The 16,331-nt window shown below is 59.9% G+C and carries 18 protein-coding genes; 13 read left to right on the forward strand and 5 right to left on the reverse strand.

Features of this window, described 5'->3' with window-relative positions; translation table 11 throughout:
* Nucleotides 1-133 precede the first annotated feature (133 nt).
* The 3 genes from H8B14_RS13850 to hutU all read right to left on the reverse strand — a co-directional run bounded on the left by H8B14_RS13850 (nucleotide 134) and on the right by hutU (nucleotide 3,340).
* The gene (locus H8B14_RS13850) at nucleotides 134-970 is read right to left on the reverse strand and encodes an NAD(P)-binding domain-containing protein (RefSeq protein ID WP_315984830.1); all 837 of its coding nucleotides are present in this window, start codon (nucleotides 968-970) and stop codon (nucleotides 134-136) included.
* Between the two features lie 73 nt (nucleotides 971-1,043).
* Nucleotides 1,044-1,559 (reverse strand): hypothetical protein, encoded by a 516-nt coding sequence (locus H8B14_RS13855; protein ID WP_187316228.1) that lies wholly within the window; start codon nucleotides 1,557-1,559, stop codon nucleotides 1,044-1,046.
* 17 nt (nucleotides 1,560-1,576) lie between these two features.
* Complete coding sequence (hutU, locus tag H8B14_RS13860) at nucleotides 1,577-3,340, reverse strand: urocanate hydratase (RefSeq protein ID WP_222840604.1); 1,764 nt, start codon at nucleotides 3,338-3,340, stop codon at nucleotides 1,577-1,579.
* Nucleotides 3,341-3,591: 251 nt separating this feature from the next.
* On the opposite strand from hutU, the gene H8B14_RS13865 reads away from it, so the two are divergent.
* The 3 genes from H8B14_RS13865 to H8B14_RS13875 all read left to right on the forward strand — a co-directional run bounded on the left by H8B14_RS13865 (nucleotide 3,592) and on the right by H8B14_RS13875 (nucleotide 5,577).
* Complete coding sequence (locus tag H8B14_RS13865) at nucleotides 3,592-4,245, forward strand: DUF2975 domain-containing protein (protein ID WP_187316229.1); 654 nt, start codon at nucleotides 3,592-3,594, stop codon at nucleotides 4,243-4,245.
* Between the two features lie 5 nt (nucleotides 4,246-4,250).
* Nucleotides 4,251-4,478, forward strand: a complete 228-nt coding sequence (locus H8B14_RS13870; protein ID WP_187316230.1) for a helix-turn-helix domain-containing protein — start codon at nucleotides 4,251-4,253, stop codon at nucleotides 4,476-4,478.
* Nucleotides 4,479-4,575: 97 nt separating this feature from the next.
* Nucleotides 4,576-5,577: an MBL fold metallo-hydrolase gene (locus tag H8B14_RS13875; RefSeq protein WP_187316231.1), complete on the forward strand. Its 1,002-nt coding sequence runs from the start codon at nucleotides 4,576-4,578 to the stop codon at nucleotides 5,575-5,577.
* Nucleotides 5,578-5,708: 131 nt separating this feature from the next.
* Here the strand turns inward: H8B14_RS13875 and H8B14_RS13880 are convergent, their stop codons facing one another.
* Together H8B14_RS13880 and H8B14_RS13885 are read right to left on the reverse strand one after the other, a co-directional pair.
* A complete protein-coding gene (locus H8B14_RS13880; protein ID WP_187316232.1) occupies nucleotides 5,709-6,560 on the reverse strand; it encodes a DUF4097 family beta strand repeat-containing protein in 852 nt (283 codons plus the stop codon).
* Nucleotides 6,561-6,614: 54 nt separating this feature from the next.
* The gene (locus H8B14_RS13885) at nucleotides 6,615-7,523 is read right to left on the reverse strand and encodes an arginase family protein (protein WP_187316233.1); all 909 of its coding nucleotides are present in this window, start codon (nucleotides 7,521-7,523) and stop codon (nucleotides 6,615-6,617) included.
* Between the two features lie 196 nt (nucleotides 7,524-7,719).
* Between H8B14_RS13885 and H8B14_RS13890 the strand changes: the two genes are divergently transcribed.
* The 10 genes from H8B14_RS13890 to bioB all read left to right on the forward strand — a co-directional run bounded on the left by H8B14_RS13890 (nucleotide 7,720) and on the right by bioB (nucleotide 16,233).
* On the forward strand, nucleotides 7,720-8,115 hold the full coding sequence (locus tag H8B14_RS13890) for a SpoIIAA family protein (RefSeq protein ID WP_187316234.1): 396 nt from the start codon (nucleotides 7,720-7,722) through the stop codon (nucleotides 8,113-8,115).
* Nucleotides 8,116-8,142: 27 nt separating this feature from the next.
* Nucleotides 8,143-8,580 (forward strand): hypothetical protein, encoded by a 438-nt coding sequence (locus H8B14_RS13895; protein ID WP_187316235.1) that lies wholly within the window; start codon nucleotides 8,143-8,145, stop codon nucleotides 8,578-8,580.
* Nucleotides 8,581-8,728: 148 nt separating this feature from the next.
* Nucleotides 8,729-9,463, forward strand: a complete 735-nt coding sequence (locus H8B14_RS13900; protein WP_187316236.1) for a YebC/PmpR family DNA-binding transcriptional regulator — start codon at nucleotides 8,729-8,731, stop codon at nucleotides 9,461-9,463.
* Nucleotides 9,464-9,616: 153 nt separating this feature from the next.
* Nucleotides 9,617-10,684, forward strand: a complete 1,068-nt coding sequence (locus H8B14_RS13905; RefSeq protein ID WP_187316237.1) for a proline iminopeptidase-family hydrolase — start codon at nucleotides 9,617-9,619, stop codon at nucleotides 10,682-10,684.
* A gap of 555 nt (nucleotides 10,685-11,239) precedes the next feature.
* Nucleotides 11,240-11,596 (forward strand): hypothetical protein, encoded by a 357-nt coding sequence (locus tag H8B14_RS13910; RefSeq protein WP_187316238.1) that lies wholly within the window; start codon nucleotides 11,240-11,242, stop codon nucleotides 11,594-11,596.
* Between the two features lie 124 nt (nucleotides 11,597-11,720).
* Nucleotides 11,721-12,890: a 23S rRNA pseudouridine(2604) synthase RluF gene (gene rluF / locus H8B14_RS13915; protein ID WP_187316239.1), complete on the forward strand. Its 1,170-nt coding sequence runs from the start codon at nucleotides 11,721-11,723 to the stop codon at nucleotides 12,888-12,890.
* 405 nt (nucleotides 12,891-13,295) lie between these two features.
* Nucleotides 13,296-13,718, forward strand: a complete 423-nt coding sequence (gene yiaA, locus H8B14_RS13920; protein ID WP_187316240.1) for an inner membrane protein YiaA — start codon at nucleotides 13,296-13,298, stop codon at nucleotides 13,716-13,718.
* A 102-nt stretch (nucleotides 13,719-13,820) separates the two neighbouring features.
* Nucleotides 13,821-14,366: a sugar O-acetyltransferase gene (locus tag H8B14_RS13925; RefSeq protein WP_187316241.1), complete on the forward strand. Its 546-nt coding sequence runs from the start codon at nucleotides 13,821-13,823 to the stop codon at nucleotides 14,364-14,366.
* The gene (locus H8B14_RS13930) at nucleotides 14,363-15,106 is read left to right on the forward strand and encodes a hypothetical protein (protein WP_187316242.1); all 744 of its coding nucleotides are present in this window, start codon (nucleotides 14,363-14,365) and stop codon (nucleotides 15,104-15,106) included. The genes H8B14_RS13925 and H8B14_RS13930 overlap by 4 nt, the downstream gene beginning before the upstream one ends.
* 119 nt (nucleotides 15,107-15,225) lie before the next feature.
* Nucleotides 15,226-16,233, forward strand: a complete 1,008-nt coding sequence (bioB, locus tag H8B14_RS13935; protein WP_187316243.1) for a biotin synthase BioB — start codon at nucleotides 15,226-15,228, stop codon at nucleotides 16,231-16,233.
* Nucleotides 16,234-16,331 lie beyond the last annotated feature (98 nt).

The raw sequence follows: 16,331 nt of genomic DNA on the forward strand, positions 1-16,331 counted from the left end.
GGAGTTTCCGCACAGTAGCACGAACTTTATAATTCGCGCTACTATGCTATTCGAACGATTCTATCGGCGCGGAGACGCGAACTACAAAGTGCGCGCTGCTGTGCGGCGGCTCCAGACCTGCTCCGGCTGTTGGCTATTTTAGCTTGATGCCCTGGGCTTCCATTTGTTGCTCCGCTTTGGCGTGGTTAGCCTGGTATTCGGCGTGCTGGGCCTCGGTGCGCTCGGTACCAAGGCTCTCGAAATGCTCGCGCAGCTTGTCGGCGGGCAGGTCGGCGCCGTAGGACGGGGTGCCGGGCTGCTGCCGCCACGACTGGTGCAACGTGCCGTCGTCCACGGCGTCGAAGCCCAGCTCGTCTACCAAGGCCATTACTTTCTGCTTTGCGGCGGTATCATCGGAGGCCACGGGCAGGGCAATGCGACCGGGTGTACCGGTAGGCTGGCCCTTGCCTTCGAGATGATGAGCGTAGATGTTGTTGAACACCTTCACCACGGGGCGGCCCAGGTGCTGCTGCACCCACTCGCTTTCGGTCAGCGAGCCGGACTCCAGCTCCGGAATCCGGCCGTCGCGCAGGTGGGGGTAGTAGTTGCTGGTATCGATGATGGGCGTTTCCTGGGGTACGCTGGCCAGTAGGTCTTTGGGCAGGTCGGGAATATTCTTGAGCGGGATGGTCACCACCACGAGGTCGGTGCCGCGCTGAGCGGCTTCCTCGGCCGTAACGGGCGTAGCGCCAGTTTTCTGGGCTACCTCTTTGAGCGTCTCAGGGCCCCGAGAGTTGGCAATGTATACTTTATGGCCGAGGCTGGTGAGCCGCACGGCCAGGGCGCTGCCGATGTGGCCGGCGCCAATGATTCCGATGTTCATAGTTGCGTGATTTTGGGTTTGAACGGCCGCTCGGTGCTGCCGCAGGGAGGTAAACAACGGGAGCAGGCGTTTTGCTTTTTTCTTGTTGGATGGGGTTAGAACGAGCAACGCCGCCGGAGCAGGGCTCGGGCGGCGTTGAAACCATGAAAAGCATCTGACTAACAGAGAAGCCTCTACTCACCTAATCAAGCCAGTATGCATTCGCCCATATATTACCCTTCTCAATAATGATAAGCGGTTCAGGGTCGAACCGATTATTGTCTTCAAACCTTGTGCCTTCACTCAACATTACCACTTGCTTACCAAACATCGTGGATAGGGTCGTCAGATAATTCATCAACTGCGAATGGTCTTCGGGCTGCTTGAACTGCTTCGGGTCAATATCACCATCAATGATATCCTCGGCGAGAAAGAAGCAATTGATCTGTACCTCCCCTACGGAAATGCTTGCGAAAGGCCAGCCGTCTGCCTCGTTATCATTCCAGCATTTCAAAACCGCTGTAAAGTCTATGCGCTCATGTTCCTGCTCATGCGCATCTCGGAACATGACTTTATAGGTAGCATTTACGAAGTCAACCCATTTGCGCCAGTCGTCGCGGGTGGTGTCCAGCACGTAGGTATCAGGTAATGAGCTGTCAGAAGCATAGATGTATCTTTTCACATCTGCCCAGCTTAGTTCCGTCACGCTGACTTTCATATACTGCGCACTAACACTTACGCCCGACCCGGAATCTGCACGCCCCGCTCCCGCGCCACGTCTTGGGCCAGCTCGTAGCCGGCATCGGCGTGGCGAAAGACGCCGATGCCAGGGTCGGTGGTGAGTACGCGGCGCAGGCGTTCGGCTTTTTCGGGGGTGCCTGTGGCCACTATCACCATGCCGGAATGGGTGGAGTTGCCGATGCCCACGCCGCCGCCGTTGTGCAGCGACACCCAGTCGGCGCCGCTGGCGCAGTTGGCCAGGGCGTTGAGCAAAGGCCAGTCGGCTACGGCGTCGGAGCCGTCCTTCATGCCTTCGGTTTCGCGGTTGGGCGAGGCCACGGAGCCGCAGTCGAGGTGGTCGCGGCCGATGACGATAGGGGCTGAAACCTCCCCTCGCGCTACCAGGTCGTTGATGACCAGGCCGAACTTCTCCCGCTCGCCGTAGCCCAGCCAGCACACGCGGGCCGGCAAGCCGATGAAGGGCACCTTGGCCTGGGCCTTTTCAATCCAGCGGGCCAGCATCTTGTTGTCGGGGAAGGTTTCCAGTAGGGCCCGGTCGATGCGCAGAATATCCGCCGGGTTGCCGGAGAGGGCGGCCCAGCGGAAGGGGCCTTTGCCCTCGCAGAACAGCGGCCGGATGTAGCCGGGCACGAAACCGGGGTAGAGAAACTGGCCGTGCTCGTCGCGCACTTTCAAGCCGCCTTTTTCGGCCTGGCCGCGCAGGTTGTTGCCATAGTCGAGGGCTACGGCGCCGGCGGCCTGCATATCGATAATGGCTTGGCAGTGCTTGATAATGGACTGTAGAGCCTGGCGCTTGAACTCCTCGGGGTTATCCTTGCGCAGCTGCAACACAGTGTCAATGTTGCCCTCGGGAATGTAGTCCATCAGGTCGTGGGCCGAGGTCTGGTCGGTCACAATATCCACCTTATGGCCCTGGGCCAGCAGCTCGGGCAGCACGGTGGCGGCGTTGCCGGTGAGGCCGATGCTCCAGCCTTTGCGGGCCTGCTTGTATTGCTCGCACAGCTCCAGGGCGTGGTTCAGGTCGCGGGCCTGCTCGTCGAGGTAGCCTTCCTGCACTTTCTGCTTTACGCGGGCGTCGATGGGCTCGATAACCAGGCACACGCCGTCGTTCATGGTCACGGCCAGGGGCTGGGCGCCGCTCATGCCGCCCAGCCCAGCCGTGACGGTAACGGTACCGGCCAGCGTGCCCGAAAAGTGCTTGTCGGCTACGGCAGCAAAGGTTTCGTAGGTGCCCTGCAGAATGCCCTGGGTGGCTATGTAAATCCAGGAGCCAGCCGTCATTTGCCCGTACATCATCAGCCCCAGGCGGTCCAGCTCATCGAAATACTCCTGGGTGCTCCAGGCCGGTACCAGGTTGGAGTTGGCAATGAGCACGCGCGGGGCGTGGGCCCAGGTGCGCAGCACGCCCACCGCCTTGCCGCTCTGCACCAGCATGGTTTCGTCGGGCTCCAGATTTTTGAGGGTCTTGACTATCGTCTGGTACTCCTTCCAGTTGCGGGCAGCGCGGCCGGCCCCGCCGTACACAATCAGCTCGTCGTACACGAGGCTTACGGCCGGGTCGAGGTTGTTTTCCAGCATGCGCAGGGCCGCTTCAGCTTCCCAGGTTTTGCAGCGCAGCGTAGTGCCGTGCATGGCGCGCACGGTTTCATCGGGCTTGTACTCGTAGTACATGGGCCGGGAGGCAGGCGCGGCGGGCATGGCAGATTGGCTGGTAGCTTCGAGATTTAGCTCAGGCGTATCGAGGGCGGAATGGGGCATGATGAGGGAACGTTTGGGTGGGGAGCGGCAAGATATTGATTTTCAACGGGCACCGGAACCGCACCAGTTGCTGTTGCGCGCGGGTTGGCAGGAACAGGAACACGGGCCGCTACTACAGCCCGCTGATGGCTTACCCCAGGAAAATTACCAGCTCAATTATTTATCTATAAACAGCTATTTTTTATTGCTTATCAATAAATACTAGTTCTTATTTGCGGCAGGTATTCGTCTCACCCCAACCGTTACGCCTCATGAACCAATTAACCGGGTTGCTGCTAAAATTCCTCCATGCCATTTTCCTGCTGATGAGTATTGCGGGGCTATTATTCGTGGTACCCTTTATTGCCTACCAGATCGTGTTTCCCGGCACTCCCGGCAACGTGGTTATGCTGAACGTCCGGCAGCGCATAGCGGGCTCCGAATCGTTTGATGAGGCGCAGCAACAAGTGGCTCGCGGCAAGCCGGCAAAACTGCTGCTGCACGCTCAAACCGGCACCTTAGTCGTGCAGGAGTCCAACGCCGCCCGGCGCATGCTGCTACGCCTCGTCAATGCTGAAAGAGGGCCGCTGCCGATGGTAGTGGCGGGTGTGGTATTTACGCTGCTCATGGCCAAAATTCTGGGTGACATCAAACCTGGCGCCCCCTTCACCGCATCCAACGTGCGGCGGCTGCGCTGGCTGGCTGTGCTGCTGCTTGGCTGCGAGGCCTACCAACGTGCGGCCAGTTGGTGGATGCAGGAGTACCTGAGTCGCCTGCCAGCAGCAGGCACAGCTCAGCTGGTGTCGAATGCGGACTTCGGGTCATCGTTGCTATCGAGCGGACTGGCGGCAGCTATTCTGGTACTGCTGGCCAGCAGCTACCAGCGCGGCGTAGAGCTGGCCGAAGAAGCTGAACTAACCGTCTGATTCCGATGCCTATTGTTGTTCGATTAGATGTCATGCTGGCACGGCGCAAAATGTCGCTCAGCGCGCTGGCTGCCGCCGTGGATATCACGCTGGCCAACCTGTCTATCCTGAAAAGCGACAAGGCCAGGGCCATACGGTTCAGCACCCTGGAAGCCATTTGCCAGGTGCTGGACTGCCAGCCCGGCGACCTGCTGGAATACGTGCCTGACGCCCCTGCCCCATCTGCCAGCTAATGTGCCGGCCAGGACAGAATCGTGGAATTTGCGGGCCGGGCGCAGCCCCACAGCTTACTTATGCGTATGCAACGGCACACCTTTACTGTTGTTTGCTATGAAACAGGTAGCCGCTGGCGTGACCCAGCTCCAGATTCAGCGTTTCGTTAATCTTTATTTTGTGGAAACCGGCACGCCCGGCGAATGGGTGCTGGTCGATACTGGTCTGCCAGGCTCCGACCAGGATATTATTGCCGCCGCCGACAAGCTGTTCTATCCCGGTACCCACCCTGAGGCCATCATCCTGACCCACGGCCACATGGACCACTCCGGGTCGGTGCAGGCGCTGGCCGAGCACTGGAAAGTGCCGGTACTGGCTCATCCACTGGAAATGCCGTTCCTGACGGCCCGCGCCGTGTATCCGGCCGCCGACCCCACGGTGGAAAATGGCGGCTCTCTGGCATTTGTATCCCGGTTTTTTCCGCCGCAGTCGTTTCAGCTTTCCCAATACGTGCAGGCTTTCCCGACTGACTCGGAAGAGGTGCCGTATCTGCCGGGCTGGCGCTGGGTGCACGTACCGGGCCACGCGCCCGGCCAGCTGGCACTGTTCCGCGAGTCAGACCGTACGTTGCTGGGGGCCGATGCCTTTGCCACGGCCAACCACGAGTCGGTGCCGAAGCTGCTGCTGCAGGTACCCGAAATCAGCGTGGCCGGCGCACCCTTCAATTACGACTGGCAGCAGGTGCGCGAGTCGGTGCAGAAGCTGGCGGCGTTGCGCCCCGCAGCCATTGGCTGCGGGCATGGCCCCGTCATCACCGGCCCCGAAGCCACTAAAGGACTGCAACATTTAGCTGACAATTTCCCCATGCCCACCAAAGGACGCTACGTACAGCAACCCGCCCGCCTCGACGCCACCGGTGTTGTGTCGGTGCCGCTTGCTCCCGCTGACCCGCTTCGCACTAAGCTTGCCATTACCGGCGTGGCCCTTGGAGCGCTGGCCGCTACAGCTTACTTCATCAAGAAGCAGAAGACGCATCAGCAAAACGACTACCCCAAGAAGCAGCCTGACTCGCCCCGCAACCCGCGCACCGAAGAAGTGAAACGCCATCAGCAGGCGTAACAGCCTTTCATACGCTGCGCCCCGGCAACCAGCCCTCCGCCACACCTGACATAGGTATAGCGGAGTGCTGGTTGCCGGGGCGCAGTTGCGTTGACTATTTCCCGATCAGACAGCAACGCTCCATCGGCTTCTTACCTGGCTTCGGGCTCTGAGGCGGGGCTGGCAGGCATCATACCTGTTTGCTGCACATCTATGCTGCCATGCACGGTGGCCAGCCGCAGTTGCGGGCCGCCCTTGCCGAAAGTGGCTATCAGGCTGCGCGGCAAAAGCTGCTTACGGGTGGCAGGCGCCAGCTTCGCTGTTACGCGGCCGTTGGTGGTGCGTGCGGTGAGGGTAGCGGCGTAGGTGGCGGGCAGCTGGCACCGGATGCTGCCGCTGGTGGTTTTCACATCAAAGCCAGTGCCGTCCCAGGTTGAGCCGCTGAGCGTGAGGGCAATGCTGCCGTTGGTGGTTTTGCCGCGCACGTCGCCGGCCAGGTTCAGCAGGCGCACGCTGCCGTTGGTGGTTTCGAAGGTAATAGTCCCCTGCACGTTTTCGAGGTGCAAACTACCATTGGTGGCGTGCAGCGCAATATTGGTGCGGGTGGGCACCAGCACCTCGTAGCTTACGGCCCAATCGTCGAGGCTGCCATTGGGGCGGGCGGCCTGCACCTGATGGCCGGTGGTGCTGATGCGGACATTAGCTGCCAATGCCCAGGCAGCCGCCAGCTCGCCGGAAGAAGCCTGCACCAGCGCCCGCACCCGCACTACGGCACCCGACCAGCTTCGCACCGATATACTTCCGTTCAGGCGAGCATCAATGGAAAGCGCCGTACCAGTGGGCGGTGCAGGCAGCGTCAGGTCACGGGTTTCACAGTAGGTTTTGCGCAGCTGCGTGTTGGGGTTGGCTTCACATTGAAGCTGAAAAGTAGCGGCGGCCGGCGCCTGAGCGGCCACCTGCCCAGCTAGCGTTGCGAGCAGAAAGGCAAAAAGCAGTTGTTTCATAGCAGTAGCAGCAGCAGTTCAGGACAATTGATGCGGAACAGTCGGCAGCAATTACTATTGCAATTCGGCCGCCACGCCGGTAAGGTAAGCCGCCAATACGGTTGCGGCCAGGCGGGTCGTCTGGTTGTCCCGGTCGAATACGGGATTAAGCTCCATGACTTCAAACAGGCGCACTTCGCGCTGGCGGCCGGCAAGAAAAGCCGCTTCCGTAGCCTGCCGTGGCGTGAAGCCGTCAGCACTCGGCGCCGATACGGCTGGTGCAAACGCCTCGGCGCAGCTGTCCACATCGAAGCTCACGAAGCACGCGCCGCTTTTGGCGGCCCGCGAAAGTGCCCGACTCATATACAGCGGTATGCCGTCGGTCTGCACGTGGGCCAGCGGCACTATGGTGGCCTGCTGTTGATGCAGAAACTCGATATCGGGCCAGGTGTTGAGGTTGGAATGCAGGCCCAGCTCGGTGAAGTGTGGGCCATGCAGAAATCCTTCGCGCAGCAGCCGGCCAAACGGGGTGCCACTGCTGATAACGGGCCGGTCTTTCACATCGGCGTGAGCATCCAGGTTGATACCACCAACCACCTGCCCGCCGGTGGCATCAAACAGGCCCCGAACGGTGCTATAGCTGCCATCGTGGGAGCCACCCAGCACCACCACCCGCGGGTATTGCCGCAGCAGCGCCGCCACCTGCTCCCGGATGTGGGCGTGGTTGGCGGCATGGCCGGGACGGTGCAGGGCTAGGTTGCCAGCATCGGCGATGCGCAGACGGTTGAGGTGCACATGGTGCTCCAGGTTGTAGGTTTTGTGGTAGCGGCGCAGTTCGCGCCGGATGGCCGCCGGAGCACCCACCGCCCCGGCCCGCCCCCCTTCCAGCACCGTCCCAAAATCCAGGGGCAAGCCTACCAGGCACACCTCGGCCTCGGGTAGCTCTGTGGCGGGCTTAATTAGCTCATGCAGGAAATTCACCATTCCTCAAAAGTAAGATCTGTGGGTGTCTTCAGCGGCTATCCATCAGTTTCGCTGAAAAGTACCGCGCCTCGCTGTGCAAATAACGTTTTCTATTGTTCTTTAGCTGAACGATACCGCGTATCCGTGTGTTTACTCACCGGTTTGGATTCCCGGTTATTCAACATTACTCATGGTTCTTAGTTTACCTCAGTTACATGTGCTAGTAGACTCGTCCTCGCTGATGATCTACTATAGTCCAACTCATACTTATCTGCTAGCCGAGTGGCTGGGGCATCATGATGCCGAGTCGACCCGGCTTGGCTGCCAGCTTCTGCTGCAGCAAGTGTACAAAACTGGCAGCACCCGCCTGCTCAATGATAGCAGTGAGGCTTTCGGCGACTGGAAGGAATTGGCTGTCTGGATTGGCACCACATATTCTTATCAGTTGCAGCAGGCTGGTATTGAAGCCATAGCCTGGGTGAATTCCATGGACTGGCCGGCCCGCAACTGCGTAGCTTCCTCGCTCCAGTACGTGCCCAAGCCGCTGGTTGCCAGCTTCGATTTCGACCAGCTGGAGGAAGCAAGAGCCTGGCTGCTGCAAACCGACCGCTAAGCCCGTTTAGCACCGTATCTTTCGGTCATGAACAAGCTTTTCTTGCTGCTGGCAGGGGCATTGCTGACGGCCCCGGCCGCACTGGCCCAGAGCCGGCCGGCGGCTACGGCCCGACCGGCACCGTCGTTTTTCAGCACTTACGCCTACCGCACCTACACCATTCTTGATAAGGCCACCAGTCCTACGCCGATGGCCGCAAGCGGCGTGGGCGGCACGCTCACGCTCCGTCCCGATGGCACCTACCAGAAGGCCCTGACCATTGCCGGCAACGGCGGCACCATGCGCTTCGACCAGAACGGCCGCTTCCGCTTCACCGCCGACCGAATTGCCTTCACCTACACCGATAAAAAAGGCCAGGCCCGCACCGATGAAGGCACTTTTCGGCTTGCCAACGGCCTGCTAAAGCTGACTATTCTGGGCTATCCAGCCGGCAACCAGAGCGTGTATACCCTGCAGGCCCAGTAGCTAAACTGCTTGTTTGGAGCAGCACCTTGGCACACGATGCCGGGGCGTGCGTTGCGCCCGGCCGGGCTTTCTGCTAACTTGCGGCCCGTTCGGCTCCGTCCGGGCCTGCTCACTGAATTTCCTCTTCACCAAATCACCTTACTTATAGATGGGACGCGCGTTTGAATTCCGCAAAGGCCGCAAAATGAAGCGCTGGGACCGGATGTCCAAAGATTTCACCCGCATCGGCCGCGAAATTGTGATGGCCGTGAAGGAATCGGGCTCCAACCCCGATACCAACTCGCGCCTGCGCACGGCTATGCAGAACGCCAAAGGCGTGAACATGCCCAAGGACCGGGTGGAAGCCGCCATCAAGCGCGCCAGCTCCCGCGAAGAGAAGGATTACTCGGAAGTGGTGTACGAAGGCTACGCGCCCCACGGCGTGGCTGTAGTCATCGAAACCGCCACCGACAACCCCACCCGCACCGTGGCCAACGTGCGCATGTATTTCAACCGCGGCAACGGCGCTCTGGGCACCGCCGGCTCCTCTGACTACACCTTCACCCGCAAAGGCGTGTTTAAGCTGGCCGCCGAAGGCTTGGAGCTGGATGAGCTGGAGTTGGAGCTGATTGACGCCGGCGCCGAGGACGTATACGCCGACCAGGATGAGGACGAGCACGGCAACGAGAAGCACTTTATCGTGGTGGAAACCGCCTTCACCGACTTCGGCCAGATGCAGAAGGCACTGGAGGAAAAAGGGCTGAACGTGGTATCGGCGCAGCTGCAGCGCATCCCCAACACCACCGTGCACCTCGAAGGTGAGCAATTGGAAGAAGTGATGAACCTCATCGAGAAATTCGAGGACGACGACGACGTGCAGGCAGTGTACCACACGCTCGGCTAATCACGGATTAGCACGGATTGTTCTCGGATTACACGGATTTTGTAGTCGATTCAGATTGTGGCGGGCCGCTCCGGTTGGGGCGGCCCGCCTTTGCGTTTGGTGGTGGCTGCGAAGTTGGCTAGGTTTAGTTTTTCCACCTTCACGCCTGCCTACGTGCTCCATCGAATTCTTGCCCTCGCCACACTCAGCCTGGCCCTGCTGGCCGCCTGTTCCTCACCTGCTCCCACCGAAACCAGCTCCCCTGAAACGCCCAGCCTCGCCAGCTACTTCCCCGCGCCCGATACCACGCAGTTGCAAACCGGCGGCGTGCAGATGGTGCCCATCAACACGCCCAAGGGCAAGTTCAATGTCTGGACCAAGCGCATCGGCCACAACCCGCGCCTGAAGCTGCTGCTGCTCAACGGCGGGCCGGGCGCCACGCACGAGTACTTTGAGTGCATGGAAAGCTTTCTGCCCCGCGAAGGCGTGGAAATCATCTACTACGACCAGCTTGGCTGCGGCAACTCCGACAACCCCAAGGACACCAGCATGTGGAGCCTGCCACGCTACGTGGAAGAAGTGGAGCAGGTGCGCCAGGCCTTAAACCTGGATAGCAGCAATTTTGTGCTGCTCGGCCACAGCTGGGGCGGCATCCTGGCCGCCGAGTACGCCCTCAAGTACCAGCAGCACCTCAAAGGCCTCGTCATCTCGAACATGATGATGAGCGTGCCCGACTACGGCAAGTACGCCGAAGAAGTGCTGGCCCCGCAGTTCAAGCCCGAGGTGCTCAAGGAAATCCGGGCCATTGAGGCGCGCAAGGATTTCCAGAATCCACGCTACATGGAACTGCTGCTGCCCAACTTCTACGCCGAGCACATCCTGCGCCGCCCGCCGGCCGAGTGGCCCGAGCCCGTGAACCGCTCCTTCGCCAAAATGAACCAGTCGTTGTACGTGACCATGCAGGGGCCCAGCGAGTTTGGCGTGTCGGGCAAGCTGCTGCACTGGAACCGCGTGCCCGACCTGCCGAAGCTGCGCGTGCCGGTGCTCAGCATCGGCGGCAAGCATGACACCATGGACCCCGAGCACATGCGCATGGTGGCCCAGAAAGTACAGCACGGCACAGCCCTTATCTGCCCCAATGGCTCGCACATGAGCTTCTACGATGACCAGCCCACCTACATGCGCGGCCTTATCAAGTGGCTGAAAGGTGTGGACCAGGGCGAGAAACAGGTGAAGCTGTAGCGAATTAAATCATGTATCTAGAATGACACGTTACCTTTCGACCTTAAAGCATAAATTGACCATAAACAAATCATTTATATACGGCAATTCGTTTACCGCCTTGCAAAATATCATTCGTCATAAATATAAGTAATGAATTACCAAGCAGGCCTTTTTACATAAACCCAATTGGCAGTAATCATTACGAATTGGTAGCGTACTCCTCATTGGGTGTGATGAGAGGCTTTGTCAGGCGCGTAGAAATTCGCGTTTATATGCACGTTGCAGAGCAAACAGAGTCATCCTGTATTATCTATTTATCAACGAACATAAGACCAGAGAACTGGTTCATATTGCTATTTTTTACAGTACCCCTTACAGCATGTATTGCCTCAAACGAACCTTATTACACGATACTATTCGTAATTTCACTTTTTCTATTAACAAGCACATGGTTTCACTTACTTTATAAATAGCAGGAAAATAATTTAATAAATTACTTACAAAGAATGCTCTTACTAAAGAAGAAGTAAAACACATCTTTTAATAAGGACAGTCATCTTTTTGCTTCGTTTCATGCCTATCCCCTACCGCCCCCTCTTCCTACTCGACGCCGACACAGCCAGCATCTGTGAAATCAAGCGCCTGGATGTGCAGAGCGCCAACCCCGCCGACGTGTATTTCTGGCTGTATTATGACCATGCCAGCCGCCAGCTCAGCCACCTCACTTTCGTTTCGATGCATGCCGACGGCGATGAACAGCAGCGCGAGTTTGCGCAGGGCCGGTTGCAGTTCAATGCCACGTCCGGCACCTACTCGCCCGCTGGCGCCGGCCCGGCGCTGGCCCTGCGGCCTGTGGTGCCACCCACGCTGCCAGCCGAGCTGGAAACGGCCTTGTTTGCGCTTTTCAACCAACCTGAAACTTCCAGGTAGGGCTGCCGCCGCGCTATGCCGTATCTTTGCAGGCTGCCGACCCTTCAGGGGCCGGCAGCCTGCTTTTTACCTGCCTGCCCAAGTGCCTAAGCACCAAGCGCCAGGCCCTACGCACTTACCACCCATGGCTACCCGTCTCAATAAATACATCAGTGAAAGCGGCGTGTGCTCCCGGCGCGAAGCCGACCGCCACATCGAGCAGGGCAACGTGCTGGTTAACGGCAAGCGCGCCCACATCGGCGACCAGGTGACCACCAAAGACCGGGTAGTGGTGAACGGCATTGCCATCGAGCCGCGGGCCGAGGAAGACGCCATTTACATTGCCTACAACAAGCCGCCGGGCATTGTCACGACCACCGACACGAGTGTGCGCGACAACATCATCCGCGACATCAAGCACTCGGTGCGCATTTTCCCTATCGGCCGCCTCGATAAGGAGTCGCAGGGCCTGATTCTGCTCACCAGCAACGGTGACATCGTCAACAAGATTCTGCGGGCCGGCAACCAGCACGAGAAGGAATACATTGTGATGGTCGACAAGCCCATCAACGACCAGTTCATCGACGCCATGGCCCACGGCGTGCCCATTCTGGGCGTGATGACGCAGAAATGCAAGGTCACGAAGGAGACGCCCTATATCTTCCGCATCACGCTCATTCAGGGCATGAACCGCCAGATCCGGCGCATGTGCGAGCATTTCGGCTACGAAGTGGTGCAGCTGGAGCGTATTCGGGTAATGAACGTCAACGTGAAAGGCCTCGGCCCCGGCGAGTGGCGCGAGCTGACCGAGAAGGAACTGAAGGTGCTCTTCGAGATGATCGAGCACTCCAGCGGCACCGACGACGGCGCCCTGCCGCGGCGCCGCAAAACCGTTTCCACCGCCGAAAGCTGGGCCGACCGGCCGTCGCGCAAAACATCGCGCCCCGGCACTGGCCTGCCCAAGACCATCATCCGCACCCCCGCCGGCGCACCCAACGATGACGCCCCACGCGCCCCCAAGGCAGCCCCGGCCGGCGCCTGGGTTGAGAAGCCTGCTGGCCGCAAGTCCAAGCCAGGCTTTCCGGGCAAAGGCTTGTCTACGGCGGGCCGGACTGCTGGCTCGGGCCGGCCTTCGGGCCAGGCGGGCACCCGGCCCGGCCGCCCGGCTGGCCCCGGCCGCCCAGTTGGCGCTGGCCGCCCAGTTGGCGCTGGCCGCCCGGCTGGTGCGGGCCGCAGCGCCGCCAGTGGCCCGCCCAAGAGCAAGCCATCAACCCGGGGCTCACGCGGGGCCAGCCGTCCTGGCAAGCGCAAATAAAGCGGCGCCCTTCGCTACCAGCGGGCCAGGAGAATATCAGGCTGAGTTATTCAAAGCCACTTCATTGCGTTGCATTTTCTACTCGGGCCGCCTGGAAACAGGTGGCCCGTTGTTGTTTCTGGTGGCGAATCATCAAGCAAAGGGGAAAATCAAAAAGTCTGATTTCGCTTTGCATTGAAGTAACCTAATACGGGTAAGACGAATACGGAAACCATTCTTATAGATAGATAAATTCAGTTTAAAAGTAATATACATGATTGTTGATCAAGTCAAATTTGCCTCACCACAGAGCTTGCTGTAAAGTCTGATTACAACGAAAAGTGCATAGCATATTCTATCGGCAACCTTCTATGTTTGAGGCGTCGGGGAATTACCCCGGTTCCAACCCTTTTCTACCTGATTGCCATGACTACCGCCAAACCCTCCAACGCCTTTATTGCTGCTTCCTGGTTTGCTCTGCTGGCCGGAATGGCTGCCTTCATCGTGGGCCTCTGGAACGCCGATATGGCGCTCAACGAGAAAGGCTATTACTTCACCGTGCTGATGTACGGGCTGTTTTCGGGAATTTCGCTGCAGAAGTCGGTGCGCGACCAGCTGGAAGGCATTCCCGTGACGGGCATTTACTACGGCCTGAGCTGGTTTTCCACCATTCTGGCCGTTGCCCTGCTGACGGTGGGCCTCTGGAACGCCACGCTGCTGCTGAGCGAAAAAGGCTTCTACGCCATGGCTTTTCTGCTGAGCTTATTCGGGGCCATTGCGGTACAGAAAAACACCCGCGACGCCAAGGCGGCTCCTGCGTCGGAGCCGGAAACAACGTTTCATAACTAGCAGCCGGCAGTAGCGCGAACTTTGTAGTTCGCGTCCCCACGCCGCTCGAACAATTCCGATGGCGCGGAGACGCGAACTACAAAGTTCGCGCTACTTTTAACCATGAGCCTGACCCCGAAACAACATATGCTGGCCGGCGAGCCGTACCTCGCCAACGACCCTGAGCTGGTAGCCGAGCGCCGGCGCGCCAGGCAGCTCTGCCACCGCTACAACCAGGAGCCCGTGGACCTCAACCGGCAGGTGCTGGCCGAGCTGCTCAGCCGGGAAACCAACGCCCACATCGAAGCTCCCTTCCGCTGCGACTATGGCTATAACATCCAGCTGGGCCGGAATTTCTACGCCAACTACAACTTCACGGTCCTCGACTGCGCCCCGGTCGTCATCGGCGACAACGTGTTTGTGGCACCCAACGTAGTGCTGAGCACGGCTGGCCACCCGGTGGAGGTAGAACCCCGCGTGGCGGGCTGGGAGTTTGCCAAGCCCATCCATATCGGCGACAACGTGTGGCTGGGCGCGGGCGTGCTGGTGCTGCCGGGCGTGACGATTGGCGCGGGCACCACCATCGGGGCCGGCAGCGTGGTTACGCGCGACATTCCGGCCGGCGTGGTAGCCGTGGGCAACCCCTGCCGGGTAATTCGGACGCTGTGAGCGGGGCTTCAACCGCTCACAGCCGGTCGTTTCCGGAAGCACTGTCGGCGCTGTATGCCACATTTTCGCATCTGCGGCTGCGGCAGCTGCTGGAAGCTTGCCCCTGCTGCATCACGGCCGCCGAAAATCTGGTTTTATGTACGGTGCCACTGGCCGACCTGACGGAAGCGCAACTGCAGCGCTATGCGTTCAAAGCCATGACAACCTGGGGCAACGCCGCCGATTTCCGGTATTTCCTGCCCCGCCTGTTGGAACTGTCGTTGCGGCCGGATGCGGACATTGAGAAAGAAACCGTGTTCGGCAAGCTGGAACTGGCCGATTGGACTTCCTGGCCGGCAGCGGAACAGGCAGCCATCCGGGAAATACTGCTGGCTTGGTGGGCCCATCATATCCAGCACGAGTGCTTTTTTGAGGAGGAAGTGATGGCTTGGCTGATACGACTGCTGGGAACCATCAGACCACTGTTGCTGGCGTGGGAGCCCGCCGCGCCGGGCTGGGCCTCCGAAAATCTGGTACGCATGGTACAGAATCTTGACACATTGGAGCAGCATATCCGCACGCTTAATCCGGCTGAGGCGGTTCACCGAATTACCACATTGCGGCAGTGGCTAAAGCAGCAGCTCCCGATTCTGGAGGCGGGCTTTTTTCAGGAAGAAACTCGCCATGAGGAATTTACTCAGGCAATTTCTCTGGCTCATACCCTGGTTGCGGCCCTTCCTGCCACCGGAACACCGCTGTAAATACCCGACAAATCCGCTTCTCCTGTATCTTGCGGGCCGCTGGCAGCTTTGGCGCCGGCGGCCCGCCCCGTTTGGCCCCGTTGCCACGCGACTATCAACCACCGAAACGCCTCCCACCCATGACGCTCCGTACCGACTGGACCCTCGACGAAGTACACGCTATTTACAACCAGCCCGTGCTGGAACTGGTCACCCAGGCCGCCGCCATCCACGCCGAAACCCAAGCCACCGGCGAAGTGCAGGTGTGCACCCTGCTGAGCGTGAAAACCGGCGGCTGCCCCGAAGACTGCGCCTACTGCCCCCAGGCCGCCCGTTACCACACCGGCGTGCAGGCCCACAAGCTGCTGCCCGACGCCGAAGTGCTGGCCTCGGCCCAACGCGCCAAAGACTCGGGCTCGACCCGCTTCTGCATGGGTGCCGCCTGGCGCGAAATCCGCGACAACAAGGACTTTGACCGCGTGCTGGGCATGGTGGAGCAGGTGAACGGCCTGGGCCTGGAGGTGTGCTGCACGCTGGGCATGCTGAACGAGTACCAGGCCGAGCGCCTCAAGCAGGCCGGCCTCTACGCCTACAACCACAACCTCGACACCAGCCGCGAGAAGTACGACGACATCATCACCACCCGCACCTACGACGACCGGCTGAACACGCTGGAGCACGTGCGCAAAGCCGGTATTTCGGTGTGCTCGGGCGGCATCATTGGCCTGGGTGAAACCGACGAGGACCGTATTGCCATGCTGCATACGCTGGCCACCCTGCCCGCCCACCCCGAGAGCGTGCCCGTAAACGCGCTGGTGCCCGTGGAAGGCACGCCCCTGGCCGACCAGCCCCGCGTGAGCGTGTGGGAAATGCTGCGCATGATTGCCACGGCCCGCATCCTGATGCCCCACACCATGGTGCGCCTTTCGGCTGGCCGCCAGGAAATGCCCGTGACAGAGCAGGCCCTGTGCTTCCTGGCTGGGGCCAACTCCATCTTCTCGGGTGAGAAGCTGCTGACCACGCCCAACCCCGACTTCGACGCCGACAAGCAGATGTTTGCCCTGCTCGGCCTCAAGCCCCGCAAGTCGTTCAAAGACGTGCCCGAGGGTGCCACGGTGCTCGGCCGCACGGCGGCAGTGGAGGCGTAGGCAGGCTTCCCCCATTTGTTAACGCTCCTTCGGCCACGACTTTTGTGCCGAAGGAGCGTTTCTTTTCTGGACTAATTCATGCTCTGCGGTGAGTAAAT

Origin of the sequence: Hymenobacter puniceus (assembly GCF_014333525.1) — a bacterium.
In the GTDB taxonomy this organism is placed as follows: domain Bacteria; phylum Bacteroidota; class Bacteroidia; order Cytophagales; family Hymenobacteraceae; genus Hymenobacter.

What these genes read in the sequence shown, in the direction of transcription:
- H8B14_RS13880 (WP_187316232.1), bottom strand. Translation starts at nt 6,560, where the DNA reads ATGAAACAACTGCTTTTTGCCTTTCTGCTCGCAACGCTAGCTGGGCAG.
- bioB (WP_187316243.1), top strand. Translation starts at nt 15,226, where the DNA reads ATGACGCTCCGTACCGACTGGACCCTCGACGAAGTACACGCTATTTAC.
- H8B14_RS13885 (WP_187316233.1), bottom strand. Translation starts at nt 7,523, where the DNA reads ATGGTGAATTTCCTGCATGAGCTAATTAAGCCCGCCACAGAGCTACCC.
- H8B14_RS13870 (WP_187316230.1), top strand. Translation starts at nt 4,251, where the DNA reads ATGCCTATTGTTGTTCGATTAGATGTCATGCTGGCACGGCGCAAAATG.
- H8B14_RS13900 (WP_187316236.1), top strand. Translation starts at nt 8,729, where the DNA reads ATGGGACGCGCGTTTGAATTCCGCAAAGGCCGCAAAATGAAGCGCTGG.
- H8B14_RS13875 (WP_187316231.1), top strand. Translation starts at nt 4,576, where the DNA reads ATGAAACAGGTAGCCGCTGGCGTGACCCAGCTCCAGATTCAGCGTTTC.
- H8B14_RS13925 (WP_187316241.1), top strand. Translation starts at nt 13,821, where the DNA reads ATGAGCCTGACCCCGAAACAACATATGCTGGCCGGCGAGCCGTACCTC.
- H8B14_RS13895 (WP_187316235.1), top strand. Translation starts at nt 8,143, where the DNA reads ATGAACAAGCTTTTCTTGCTGCTGGCAGGGGCATTGCTGACGGCCCCG.
- yiaA (WP_187316240.1), top strand. Translation starts at nt 13,296, where the DNA reads ATGACTACCGCCAAACCCTCCAACGCCTTTATTGCTGCTTCCTGGTTT.
- H8B14_RS13910 (WP_187316238.1), top strand. Translation starts at nt 11,240, where the DNA reads ATGCCTATCCCCTACCGCCCCCTCTTCCTACTCGACGCCGACACAGCC.
- rluF (WP_187316239.1), top strand. Translation starts at nt 11,721, where the DNA reads ATGGCTACCCGTCTCAATAAATACATCAGTGAAAGCGGCGTGTGCTCC.
- hutU (WP_222840604.1), bottom strand. Translation starts at nt 3,340, where the DNA reads ATGCCCCATTCCGCCCTCGATACGCCTGAGCTAAATCTCGAAGCTACC.
- H8B14_RS13865 (WP_187316229.1), top strand. Translation starts at nt 3,592, where the DNA reads ATGAACCAATTAACCGGGTTGCTGCTAAAATTCCTCCATGCCATTTTC.
- H8B14_RS13855 (WP_187316228.1), bottom strand. Translation starts at nt 1,559, where the DNA reads ATGAAAGTCAGCGTGACGGAACTAAGCTGGGCAGATGTGAAAAGATAC.